Consider the following 12,468-nt stretch of genomic DNA (forward strand, 5'->3'; position numbering starts at 1 on the left):
TCCCTGCCTGTAATACGTTATAAAAGATTCATATTATCTTAGCCGAACGCCTCAGCAAGATTTTTCGAGAAGCGCATTAATTGACTTCTTCCCTGAAAATAACACCACAGTTTCAATGAAATTTCAGTTTTTTGACAGGCCCCCATTTTCGCTGTGCTGGGGGGACGACATCCTAATGGCCAGCGGTCACACGGGCTACTACATCTTTTAGATCACTCTTGAAGGCATTAAATGAAGGCATACTGATTTTTTCTGCCACTATTTGCCGATCTTTAAGCATTTGTTTCAGTCTGCAGGAGGAACTTTGGCCGTCTAATGCATCGTTTAACTGGCTTTTTAGAGGATTGGGAGCCTTATCATTCCCAGACTCATGCTCAAGTTTCTCACAATCTCTATAGTCATATTTACTACTAGCACACAACAACCATGCCTCAGACTTGGGCTTAGGAATCATGGCCACGCCAAATTCGTAATTGGCGTCGCTAAATCCTTTCTGAACTGAGTTGCGCTTATCCGCCCAGAGACCACGACCCGCGGACGCAGTACCGTCGGAGTCTCTAAACAATATCGCGATAACGACATCATTTACTTCCTTTGACAGCTGCTCGGCTTTGACCGCTAGTGCCCGAGCATTTTCGTAAAAATATTTTGTTTCAGCCGGTTTCTTCTTGCCCCTTAAAGACATTGGCTTTTTTATTCTTGGGGCGCAATTGCTTTTTAAGTAGCCTTCAGAAACGAACGAAACGCGGTGACAGTCCAAATGTGACATATCGTAATCAAGCGACTGTTCAATTAGTTGGTCGACTATTACTGCCATTGGGCCTTCGGTAAACTGTTCTCGTGCACAGCAGTCAGCGCCCACCTCACAAGCACCAATATCGCCCGGCCCTTCACCACTTAAAAGAATATACAAACTACACCTTCCCTGATGCAAGTCTCGCTTCGTCACTAAGACGAGTTAAATCCGTATCAATAAATGCTTCTCCAGGCCCCATGAATTCTAACTTTTTTTCCATCGACGGGATGTCAAAGAGTCTAATCGCACGAGTGAATCCGCTGTCAGTTTTATACAGGAATACAACACTCTCTCGAGCAACTGTGTCTTCCATGAAATTTAGCACCATTGGACTGTGCGTTGTCACCAATACTTGGTCTTTAGAGTTAACAAGGTGATCAATCAAATATTCAATTAACTCGGGATTGATACCATTTTCGATTTCGTCAAATATTAAAAATGCTTCACCGATCTCTAGTTGCATTAAGATCGCCATTAATCTGAGCATGCCGTCGTTTACGTGGCGGGCGGTAGATATAAGCTTCTTACTACCAAATTCTTCATCTATTTGAAGCTGCTTCCAACCGGATTTCAAAGACTTCGTTTTTATTAGATCGAGATGCGGGTAAACCTTTGACAACTCTTTTGTCAGTGCTCTTTGTGAAGCATGCCCCGCTTCGTGAATGTACGCGGACAACTTTTCTCCACCAAGCCCTAGCCGGCCCTCTGCAGTTCTATTTTGACTTCGTAGTAACTCCGGGCTGATAAGGTCCAAAGAGTTAATGTGAAGCATCGAATCTTTGATTTTACCCAAGCGCGAGTCCTGCAGATTGTTCTTAAGACGAGAAAGAACTGACCCCTGATAATCAAACATAATCTCGTGGCGCTTGCCCTTGTAGGTGTAGGAACCTTCATCCACCAACAATACCCGTATTTCCCCCACGTGAATCGATTCTCTGGTGCAACTCAATGAAGTTCTGTTAAAACTCCCTGACCACATAAAGTGACTGCCATCAATCTCCAAGCCGATTTTAAAATCGATATTGCTTTTTTTTGTGAGTTTTGAGTTGAGATCCGAAACGTCCCAATGACGCTGTTTTAGCCAACCTTCGACGTCTCCTTTCATCAATTGGGATACGAAGTCTAACGCTTGCAAAACGGTAGACTTTCCCGCGCCGTTTAAACCAACAATACAGTTGAATTTAGCTAGCGGTAGCTCAAAATCAACTAAGGATTTGAAGTTATCAACCCACACAGAAGTGATCATATGATTCCTTTTAGCGCGCTATTCTTTAGTGATGAGCAGGACGCTAAACTAAAATTTTTATTAGATTAACCAAGTTACTAACTATATGCCAACAGAGACTGTCCTGCCAGTCATTGCCTATACTCGTGCGTTCTAACCTTTGCCAATTTATTGCGCTGCACCTCGCATTTTAAGCACCGAGTGAACTTGAGCATTTCTTCGGTCAACTGAAGCAACTTGCTTATGCTTCAGGGCATGACTGCCTCTTCCACAAACCCTACTATGCTTATTTTAGATCGCATTAGGACTAAACTGATTATTTCGCTTCTATTGATTTTTTTGCTAAATACTGTCGTCTCTGACAAGTAATTTCTTATACCCCAACAAATGCTCATTGCCCATCAGCCAGGAATGCTCCGGTTCAAAATGACCATACACCTTTTTCAAAAGGCTCCAAAACCTCGGGCTATGGTCATTGATCCGAAGGTGCGTCAATTCATGCGCGACAACATACGCGAGTACCCGTTTGGGTGCATAAACTAAACGCCAATCGATAGAGATATTACCGGCTTTTGAACAGCTCCCCCAACGCTCCTTCATTTCTCTCACTCTGACCGTCTTGGGTTGAACATCTAAGCTGGCGCTGTATCGTTTTACAAGCGATTTTAGTTCAACTGAAACCCTCGCGGTCAGATACTCGTGAATAGCAGCTTCTACTGCGTTGTCATGCGTTTTTACCGATGAATAAGCAGGGTGTTCAATGCGTATCCCGTTCTCGTAATACACTTTAGGGCTAGCTGACTCTGTTAGTTGCGTATTAAGACGTACTAGGCGTCCCCAGTAAGGTAGCTTTGCCCCGGTTTTAAACCTGGCAATTTTATGGCTCTCTTGATACTTCTTCTGCAGATCGTCGTAATTCTCGATGATCCACTTTTTCTTCTTCAGAAGTGCGAGCTCAACGTCTTTAGCATTGGCGCTGTGAGGAGCCAAAACGTCAAAGCCATCCATCGTCATAGCAAGGCGAACGCTACCGTTACGAGCGCTCCTCTTTAACTGATAGGGGATAGTGCGACTCCCTATCTTTAAAACACCACCTGTAGGCATTTCACTCATATTTTCCCCTGGCAAAGTGCTTCATCGCTATCTCTTCAATTTCAATAGGAAGCTCTTTCAACTTCTTAAAACCTAGTTGGTGCGCTGCCTTTCTTACTCGCTGTCTAAGCTCTTTTCTAAGCCCTTCTTTTGTATGCCAAAGCGTGGGTGCTAATTCTATGTTTGAATACAGCTGCTCGGCTGTTTCAGCAAGCTGCCGCTGGGTATCTGCATGCACGCTGTCACCCTCTATCGCCTCAATCACTTTTAAAAGCGCATGGCCTTCATAGCTCATGCCTGTGCCCTCGTATGCTTTGCCCTCTTCATCCAGCTGCTTGGCATACTCTTGTGCTGCTTTTAACTTTTCACCCCAGCTTAGTTGCTGGTCGTCCATGCGTTCAATCAGCTCTTTCAGCTTCTCGCTGAACTTAGCATACTGATGCTGATTCTCTGCCAGTTTGGCTTCGGTGATTTTGCGTAGCTCTGTGGTTTTCTTTAATGCTGCTGCGCGCTTGTCTTCTTCGCTCTCATCCTCAGCATCTTCAAAGTCATCCCAAAACTCACCATCAATCACACTGCGCAACTTTACAATGGTGGATAGTCCTGTCACGTGCAAATGCTCTTCAAGCATCTGGCGTATCTTCTCGCTGTACTCAGCTTGCTCAAAGCTTTCTTTTTTCTCAAACACTTGTTTGCCGAACAAGAGAAAGTTAGCAAACCACTTTAGATCGTAACTCATTGGAATAACGCAAGGATCTGGTGCAAGAGCTTCATATAACGTGACAAAGTTACGCACTTTACGCTGGAACAATATCCATTCATCTTCTGTGCCGATGGCTTTAATCAGTGCGTCATATTCTGCGCGCACGTCTTTGCCTGTACGCTTAATGCCTTTCACATACACCAGCAGTTCACGTTGTGCCGCTTCGAGCTCGCTGCGTAAACCGTCCAAGTCGCGCATGGCGTTTTGCACGTCTTCTGCTCTGTAGCTTGCTAGTGCTTCGTCTAAGCGCTTGCTTACGCCAATGTAATCGACAATAAGGCCTTGTTTCTTTTTCGCGTCAGCCACGCGGTTCGTGCGCGCTATGGCTTGCAGTAAGGTGTGCTCTTTTAGTGGTTTATCTAAATACATCACCGCTTCTGCCGGCGCATCAAAGCCCGTTAGCAGTTTGTCGCACACAATCAAAATCTGTGGGTTTTCGTGTCGTATCTTAAATCGCCTTTTCAGCTCATCTTCGGCGGTATCATCCACATACCAAGTCACCAGCTGTTCACGCACTTCATTCTTGTGCTTGTTCTCGCTCGGCTTATCATCTTCTTGTGATTTACTGTAAACACAGGCTGTCGCTTCTTGAGACAAACGTAATGCATCTTCTTTGCTAATGCCTTGTCGTTCGTATTCTGATGCTATGAGCGTATCGAGCGCTTGTTTGTAGAGCACAACGGCTTCTCTGTCGTAGGCTACCAGCTGTGCTTTGAAGCCATCTGGCTTAGCGTAATCTTTGAAGTGCGTCCATAAATCAAACGCAATCAGCTCAATACGCTTGGGATGCCGCACCAAGTCTGCTAAACGCACGCCACGCTTTTTAATCTGTGCCAGCTGCTCGTCACTTAAATCTGCGAACCAGGTATCAAACAAGCTATCAATTTTAGCTTCGTCAATTTGCCATTCGGTTTTCCGGCTAGTGTAGTGAATGGGCACAGTGGCACTGTCACGCACAGCATCATCAATGCCGTACTTGTCCAGGTAGCCCTCACCGGCCACACCAAAGTTTTCATAGGTGTTCTTGTCGTTTTTCTTCACAGGCGTGCCTGTAAAGCCAAAGAAAGTGGCGTTGGGGAGTGTGGCGCGCAGTGCTGCACCTAAGTCTTTCTCTTGTGTTCTGTGGCACTCATCCACCATTACAATCCAGTTTTCACTGTTAGGAATTGCTTTGGTGCTGCCCTCAAATTTGAAGATGGTGCTGAGTAGTGTTTGCCCATCTACGCCTCTGCTCATTAACTCACGCAGCTGCCTAATGCTTTTGATTGGGGTGGGATTCGGCAGGCCTGTATTTTCAAAGGTATTCGAAATTTGAGTATCTAAATCTTTGCGGTCGGTAAGGACTAATAAGTTGGGATTGGAAAGCGCTGGGCTTTGCCCTTTTTCAATTTTGACCGTTCTATGGTGCTTTAACTTGAGCGCAGCAAATACCATTGTGAGTGATTTGCCACTGCCTTGTGTATGCCAGATCAGGCCGCGCTTGTGCTTCCCTTCTGCAACACGCTCAACCATCTTATTCACTGCACGAAATTGCTGATAGCGTGCAATTTTCTTAAGCACTTTGCCTTCTTCGCGCTCAAATATAACGAAATGCGCCAGCAAATCCAGCAAACGGCCAGGCTCAAGTAGTGACCACAAGCCTTTGTGCAGCTCGTTATCAAAGTTATCTTCACGAGGGTGCGTGTCACGCCAGTACCCGTAAAACTTAGCAGGGGAGCCAGTCGCCCCATAAAGCACTGTTGTGCCATCAGTTACGATATTAAACAGGTTAGTGAAAAACAGACGCGGAATATCACGCTCGTATTGTTTTAACTGATCAAACGCTTCACCGTTTTTGTCTTTATGATTTATGGGGGACTTTGCTTCAATAACGACCAGCGGTAAGCCATTCACATACAGTACGACGTCAGGTATGCGGCTCTTTTCGGCTTTCACATAGAGCTGCTGTGTGACAGCGAGTTGATTGTTGCTGGGGTTTTGAAAGTCGATAACTTTGAGGGTTTTCTGAGTGGCTTGCCCCTCAACATTGCGTGCGAAATCGCCACGCATTATCTCAATCCATTCTTCATTGTCTTCTTTACGCGCCAGCTCGGCGGCTGCGGCTGTCGCATCTTGCTCTGAAATGCCATTCAAGCGCTGCAAAGCAGCTATGAGGTGTGGGCGGAAAATAACTTGGTTCTCAGCGCCACGCAGCGCTGCATGCTCTTCTTTGGCTATGAATTCATAACCAAGTGTTTGCAGATATTCCAATGCTGGCTTCTCAGCCAAGTGCCATTCCGTACCACGTCCTTTCATCATACTGTCCTTACTTTTCCTGTGAGCAGGTCGTCCATTAGGCCTTTTTTGAGTACTCTCAACTGAGTCACATGGGTTTCATTCTTCAAGATCAACGCATAAATGCTATCGATTTCATCAATGATTTTGGATTGAGCATTTAGGCTGGGATATATGAGTGGAAACTGCTTCAACGTTCCAGCGTTTAAGTTGGCTTGCGCTCCACCAACTTCTCTTTGCTTCACTAGCCGCCTACCGAGCGGCGAGTTAAGCCAATGCACAAGATATTTCCCTTTCAACAGCTCAGGTTTAGGACGAGAGATTAACGTAGTGAAGGTTTGACAATCATGGAATCGTTCGTCAATTATCGCCGAAGCCCCCGTGTAGCCTGTTCTCATTGAGATAACATCACCAGTTTTCAATCGCTTTGTTTTGTATTTTTCGTCAAACTCTTCTGTTACGTAGAGCAAATCCGAGTCATCAATAAAGCCATATTTAATATTTTGATTTCTTAAAAGCGGCACGCCATCGGATGTATAGGCATGAGTAGCAGAGGAGGCAATCCCAACCGTCACTTTCAAACATGATTCACCCACAGTTGTGACAACCCACCCATCAGGCACTTTACCACGCTCAATGGCCTCACTACCCAAGCCGCCTGTTAACAACTCTTCCATCAAGCCTTGCTTGACGCGCTCCGCTTGCTCAATTAAACGCTGTGTGGTTTGTATGCTTTCATCCACGCTGCTTAGCACTTCGGCAATCTGCTTTTGTTCGGTGAGTGGGGGGAGCGCCACAGTGACCTTGTAAGTCTTATCTCTATTGAGGCCCGGCACACCTGTAGCTTCATTCAATCTAACTAGCTTCAAATGTTGTAATAAGTAGGCTAACCAGTTCAAGTCTAAGCTTATCTTCTGTACAACATAATATGTTGTATCTATCGCATAGAATGGCTTATTCGTTTTGTATACTGCGCCTACGGTCCCTTTTCTTCCCACTATAATACTCGGCTCAGATACGAGATAATCATTGTGTGTTCCGACAATACCAGCTGAACCGTAAACTGGATATTCGCCTTCTACCCGATCTCTAGCTGGAAGCGACTTACCGTATTCCAATTTAACCAAGTCACCTAGCTTGCTATTAGCCCAGCCCTCAGGCACTTCACTCAACATAACCCAGCTCCTTCAGGTGCTGCATCATGCGCTTCTCTGCCTCGTTACGCGCTTCTGTGAGTTCCAACAAACGTTGCACTTCGATTGCCACATCAATTTGTTCTGCGGCTTCCCCTAAGTTCACATAACGTGTGATGTTGAGATTGTAGTCGTTGGAGGCTATGTCGCTTGTTGCGACAAGGGCGCTCAAGCGTTCCTCATCGGCAAAAGCCAAGTAAGCTTCGCTCAAAGTTGCGATATGGCCATCACGCAAGTAGTTTTGTGCTCGCCCCTCTTCAAACTGCTCTGCGCCATTCACAATCATCACTTTGTTCTTCAGGTGCTCTGGCTTTGATTTGTTGAGCAGCAAAATAGCCGCTGGGATGCCTGCGCCATAGAACAAGTTAGGTGCTAGCCCAATTACACCTTCTACGATGTCGGCATCAATCATTGCTTGTCGTATCTTGCCCTCTGAGCCTGCACGAAACAGCACTCCATGCGGTACAACCACTGCCAACTTGCCGTTTTGGTTTAAGCTTGCGAGCATGTGCTGCACAAAGGCTAAATCGCCATAACTTGCGGGTGGGCAACCGTAAATGTCACGCCCGTATGCATCACCATTTTTCCACTGCGTATGCCCCCATTCTTTTAGTGAAAACGGTGGGTTGGCAATCACACGGTCAAAGCTTCGCAGGGCTTGACTGTCGTCACTCACTAAATGCTTTGGCTCTCTGAGCGTATCACCACGTTTTACATCTGCATCATCAATGTCGTGCAAAAATAAGTTCATCTGGCAAATTGCCCAGGTGTTCAAGTTGCGCTCTTGTCCGAATAAGCTTAAAGAGCGCGGGTTTTTTCCGTGCCTTTCGACGGCTCGGTATGCCTCCAAAAGCATACCGCCACTGCCACAAGTCGGATCGTAAATGCTCATGCCTTCGTCTATTTCGAGGCATTCAACCATTAACCGGACAACTTCCTTTGGCGTATAGAATTCACCACCGCGTTTACCGCCGTCATCAGCAAATTGCTTGATGAGGTATTCATAGGCGTTTCCCAATATATCTGCTTCAACATTGCTATTACGCAAGCTGTATTTCTCAAAGTGTTGTAGCAGCCGTTCAATCAACTCATCACTAAATTGATTCTTGTTGTTGAAGTCCACGCTTTGGAAAATGCCGCGCAACTTAAAATTCGCATCTTCAATTGCTTGAAAAGCAATATTCAGATGCTCACCTATATTAGTTGTGTGCTTACGAACATCCGCCCATCGATGTCCTTCTGGCAAGTCAAAGCGATGCTCTTCAGCATCTGCAGCTAGCTCTTTATCTCCATACTCTGCTAGTCGCTGCTCATATTCCTCCTGCCAAACATCGTTAAGCCGTTTGTAGAAAAATACAGCAAAGATGTAGTTTTTATACGTGCCTGAATCGACCGCACCCCACAATATGTTTGCTGCACCCCATAGATGCTGCTCTAACTCGCTTAGAGTTACTGCCATTCCCGCAATCCTTTCGGTAAAAGTTAGTGAAACTTGTATTGTTATTGCTGCTAGGTTAATCCTTTTGACCGTGCATTTCTATGCTGCACATAGGGGAGATGTCTTTATGGTTATGTTGGGATATAAACCTTTGTGCATGATTTCTAGGCTGGCGCCCGAAAAATTAGGAATCGCTGCGATAGCTTGCTGAGGGACAGGAGCTTAGCCTTCCTGCGAGCGACCATAACTTCCCACTAAGTTGGTTATCAAGGGTTCTGGCCTCGCTGTGGCAGAGTCTCTTCTCCGTAGTCATCATATAGCACTGAAAAATACGTTATCGGCTAATAGACAGCCTTGGCAAGCGTTTTTACTCTATTAGAGAGGTCTAATTTAAAAAGGTGGATATGATGTCAAAACTCTTTGATCTAGTCAGTGACGAGCGGTTAACTAGTTGTATATTAGTTTGGGAAAGGAGTATCGAGTATAGCGGCCGGCCAGCTTTAGCAGTGCCGAGCCTCTTCTCTCTCAAAGACTTTCTCGTCCACCACCCGGACTATGAAGTTATGTACTTCGAAGCATTTCAATTTCAAGACGCAGATTTTAGTCAAAACGAAACCCTCATTGATGTAATTTTCACCCTCATGGACAGCTACCAGCTCCACTGAAAAGGCTTATAAAAATCCGCGCTAAGCACGACAGCGGTGCGCGTTAGGTATGTAAGTAATTACATACTAATCAATATCTTATATCTGATTTTAATCTAGCAAAATCCGCCCTTAAATACGACATATTCCCTATTTATGGCGTGTTTTTTTACTGCTATCAATAGAGTTCAGTCCCCTTTTAAGAAACAGGAATCTCTAATGACAAAACCAACAAATTATCGAGTTACTAAGGTAGTCGTCGATGGCAAGGAGACAGCTCTAAATAAGTACTATGATGAATCGGATTCGCCCAAAGTGGCTTACAATCTGTTCCGAGACCGAGTCGCCTCAAGGCGCAGGCGAGGGCTCGACATCACCGCACGGCATCTTGAGCTAGCTTTGCGTTCTCCTGCTGGCGATTATCAGCCATTTAGCGGCTCCGGTAAGTCGGTAGAATTCGTCTATCGGGGGGAGAATTATTCAGAGCATTACGGCCGACCGTTTTCGAGCTATGCAGATTTTCTTCATACTATTGGTCTATCGCATATTAAAAGTACTGTATGGAGACATATAAAAAACGGGGTCGATTCGATTGATGAAGCGGTAGAGCGAGCGCTGGGCTTAAAGCGAACGATGGCTGAAACCACAGGGTTCATTTATAAGGCCGAACTAAAAGGTAGCAATCAAGCTTACATAGGCCTGACCACTCAGTCGCTGAAAAAGCGGCGCCAGGAGCACGAAACGGATAGCAGAACCGGAAGCGAAAGATGCTTTCACCGCGCTTTACGTGAGCACGGCGCCAGCTCTTTTACATGGATGCGTTTAACTCAAGACCTCCCCCAAACCGAATTAAAAGACCTTGAGCGTCAGCTAATACGCGAACAGCACACTATGTGGCCCAACGGTTTTAATGCTAATACCGGAGGTCAAATTGGTGGCCCTACTGGCAAGCCCGTTGAAGTGGATGGTAAGAAATTCTCCTCGCTTACAGAAGCGGGTGATTATGTTGAGCGGAAGACTAAAGGAAAGATCAAGTCTCATACTGCGATAGACCGTTTGCGTGAAGGGAAGGAGATACCTTCACAGCAACGGATTCACTGTCCCGAGATATACGCCGGTACACCACTATATAGGATATGGAAGCCGAAACTAAACCACAACGATCTATGCGAGCGTTGGCGCGACTTCGAGCAATTCCATGAGGACATTGGCAAGCGTGGTTCATATGATCACCCGAACCTAGGAATGTCTTTACTGCGTCCAGACGGCAGTAGACCTTTCTCTCCCGCTAACTACAGATGGCAAACAAAAACTGAGCGCGGTAAGAGCCTTACTGCTCGTCCTGTTAGTTTTCGAAATAAGCCATATCCATCCTATAAAGCACTTTCAGATGCGGTCGGTATCGCCGCCTCTACACTCATCTATTGGAAAAAAGAATTTCCTGAAGAGTTTGAGGATAAAATCGAAGCTAGACTCTTAAAAATGAGTTTGCGTAAGAGAAAAGGTCGAAAGTAGCTACTAAACTTCCAAAAACCTAGTTTGGCTCGTTATCTGACCCACAGCCGATTGGGATGGGCCGCCATAAACCAAGTTATAATAAACAATTGATTTTATTGGCGGCCAGCCATATTTGAACTGGGCACCAACCGAGTATGAGTCAGTATAGATAAGGGGCATTTTCTTTTTTCGTCCAGGCTTCTGGCTAAACGTTAACGACGCGCAGACCGCGTTGGGCGTTGGCTAAACTCATATTGCCGTTGGCGGCACTTTCTATATGTTCGGACCACCAAATCATCATTTTACGGCGTTGTTCGAGGTAGGTAGAGCGATTGTAGGCACCCCGGATTTTATTATGGTCTACGTGCGCCAGAGCGGCCTCAATAACATCAGGAGAGAAACCTTCCTCGTTAAGCGTGGTACTGGCAAGTGCGCGCATACCATGCGCCACCAGTCGGTCTTTAAAACCCATACGCTTCAATGCCATGTTAGCCGTTTCTTTATTAGCGGGTTCTAAGGGCTGGCGCATTGACGGGAAAATATATTCGCGGTGGCTACTGATTTGCTTCATCAGTTCAAGTATTGCCAGCATCTGCTCCGTAAGGGGAATCTGATGTTCACGTTGCATTTTCATACGCTCTGCAGGGATAACCCATAGCCGGCTTTCGTAATCGATTTCGCTCCATTTGGCAGTGACAGCTTCGCCGGGGCGCACCATAGTATGTAGTTGCCATTCAATCAGGCAGCGCGTCTGAAATTTAATATTGGCAAAGTTTAATGCTCGCATAAGTTCAGGTAATTCGCCCGGAGCAAGAGCGGGGCGGTTCTGAACTCTCGTTGAAGGAATCATTTCTTTGATGCCGCTTAGCGGATTTGCGTGGACGATTCCGGCGTTTACGGCGAAGACCATCACGTTGTTCATTCTGCGCGCCAGCTTACGAGCCGTTTCGAAGCTCTCACGGCCTGTTACCTGCTGAATCACCTCAATGGCTTTGGGCGCGGTAATGGAGGCGATAGGAAGCTTCCCAATGCGCGGGATCACATCATTCTCAAGAGAGCGCCATATCTTATCTGCCGTATCTGCTTTGACTTTGGTTTGGTGTACTTTAAACCAGCGCTTAGCAACAGCTTCAAATGTATTTTCAGTTGCGGCTTTTCGTTCCTGCTGCTGTTTTTCGCGATCCTCTTTAGGATCGACATCGCGCGCCAGCAATGATAGAAAGCTCTCGCGCTTCTTGCGCGCATCGGCAAGTGACAGGGCAGGGTATTGACCTAATCCGAGGTTCTTACGTTTGCCGGTGAAAGGTTGCTGGTAGTTGAAGATCCAAAGCCGGGCTGCCATTGGGTTTAACGCGCAGCATAAGACCTTTGCCATCGTAGAGATTGTATTCTTTCTCTTTGGACTTAGCGCTTTGTAGCTGAGTTGGGGTAAGGGGTTTTGTTGTTCTGGGCATCTTATTGTAACACTCCGAAAAGCGAATTAGTGTCAGTGTTACTAAGAATGTTACATCGAGAGGTGAATTATGCAATACCTCGTTGAACGTTA

At 46.0% G+C, this 12,468-nt stretch carries 8 protein-coding genes; 1 reads left to right on the plus strand and 7 read right to left on the minus strand.

The features are described from left to right. Positions 1 to 172: 172 nt before the first annotated feature. From IDSA_RS10980 to IDSA_RS11005, 6 genes are all read right to left on the minus strand, one after another. Positions 173 to 913 (minus strand): hypothetical protein, encoded by a 741-nt coding sequence (locus IDSA_RS10980; protein ID WP_034776951.1) that lies wholly within the window; start codon positions 911 to 913, stop codon positions 173 to 175. Position 914: 1 nt separating this feature from the next. Next, positions 915 to 2,042, minus strand: a complete 1,128-nt coding sequence (locus IDSA_RS10985) for an AAA family ATPase (RefSeq protein ID WP_034776953.1) — start codon at positions 2,040 to 2,042, stop codon at positions 915 to 917. A gap of 321 nt (positions 2,043 to 2,363) precedes the next feature. Further along, positions 2,364 to 3,134, minus strand: a complete 771-nt coding sequence (locus IDSA_RS10990; RefSeq protein ID WP_034776955.1) for a M48 family metallopeptidase — start codon at positions 3,132 to 3,134, stop codon at positions 2,364 to 2,366. Further along, a complete protein-coding gene (locus IDSA_RS10995) occupies positions 3,127 to 6,174 on the minus strand; it encodes a type I restriction endonuclease subunit R (RefSeq protein WP_198024071.1) in 3,048 nt (1,015 codons plus the stop codon). Before IDSA_RS10995 ends, IDSA_RS10990 begins: the two co-directional genes overlap by 8 nt. Beyond that, on the minus strand, positions 6,171 to 7,325 hold the full coding sequence (locus IDSA_RS11000) for a restriction endonuclease subunit S (protein ID WP_034776959.1): 1,155 nt from the start codon (positions 7,323 to 7,325) through the stop codon (positions 6,171 to 6,173). Before IDSA_RS11000 ends, IDSA_RS10995 begins: the two co-directional genes overlap by 4 nt. After that, the gene (locus IDSA_RS11005) at positions 7,315 to 8,802 is read right to left on the minus strand and encodes a type I restriction-modification system subunit M (RefSeq protein ID WP_034776961.1); all 1,488 of its coding nucleotides are present in this window, start codon (positions 8,800 to 8,802) and stop codon (positions 7,315 to 7,317) included. The genes IDSA_RS11000 and IDSA_RS11005 overlap by 11 nt, the downstream gene beginning before the upstream one ends. Positions 8,803 to 9,644: 842 nt before the next feature. Between IDSA_RS11005 and IDSA_RS11015 the strand changes: the two genes are divergently transcribed. Then, positions 9,645 to 10,940 carry a GIY-YIG nuclease family protein gene (locus tag IDSA_RS11015; RefSeq protein ID WP_034776965.1) on the plus strand — a complete coding sequence of 432 codons (1,296 nt, stop codon included), beginning with the start codon at positions 9,645 to 9,647 and terminating at the stop codon, positions 10,938 to 10,940. A gap of 187 nt (positions 10,941 to 11,127) precedes the next feature. On the opposite strand, the gene IDSA_RS11020 is transcribed toward IDSA_RS11015, so the two are convergent. Then, positions 11,128 to 12,381, minus strand: coding sequence for an integrase domain-containing protein (locus IDSA_RS11020; RefSeq protein WP_332248935.1), 1,254 nt, complete (start codon positions 12,379 to 12,381; stop codon positions 11,128 to 11,130). Positions 12,382 to 12,468 lie beyond the last annotated feature (87 nt).

The organism is Pseudidiomarina salinarum (genome assembly GCF_000753715.1).
Taxonomy (GTDB): Bacteria; Pseudomonadota; Gammaproteobacteria; order Enterobacterales; family Alteromonadaceae; genus Pseudidiomarina; species Pseudidiomarina salinarum.

Coding starts and splice junctions, on each gene's coding strand:
- IDSA_RS10985 (WP_034776953.1), bottom strand. CDS start 2,042: ATGATCACTTCTGTGTGGGTTGATAACTTCAAATCCTTAGTTGATTTT.
- IDSA_RS10990 (WP_034776955.1), bottom strand. CDS start 3,134: ATGAGTGAAATGCCTACAGGTGGTGTTTTAAAGATAGGGAGTCGCACT.
- IDSA_RS10995 (WP_198024071.1), bottom strand. CDS start 6,174: ATGATGAAAGGACGTGGTACGGAATGGCACTTGGCTGAGAAGCCAGCA.
- IDSA_RS11000 (WP_034776959.1), bottom strand. CDS start 7,325: ATGTTGAGTGAAGTGCCTGAGGGCTGGGCTAATAGCAAGCTAGGTGAC.
- IDSA_RS11005 (WP_034776961.1), bottom strand. CDS start 8,802: ATGGCAGTAACTCTAAGCGAGTTAGAGCAGCATCTATGGGGTGCAGCA.
- IDSA_RS11015 (WP_034776965.1), top strand. CDS start 9,645: ATGACAAAACCAACAAATTATCGAGTTACTAAGGTAGTCGTCGATGGC.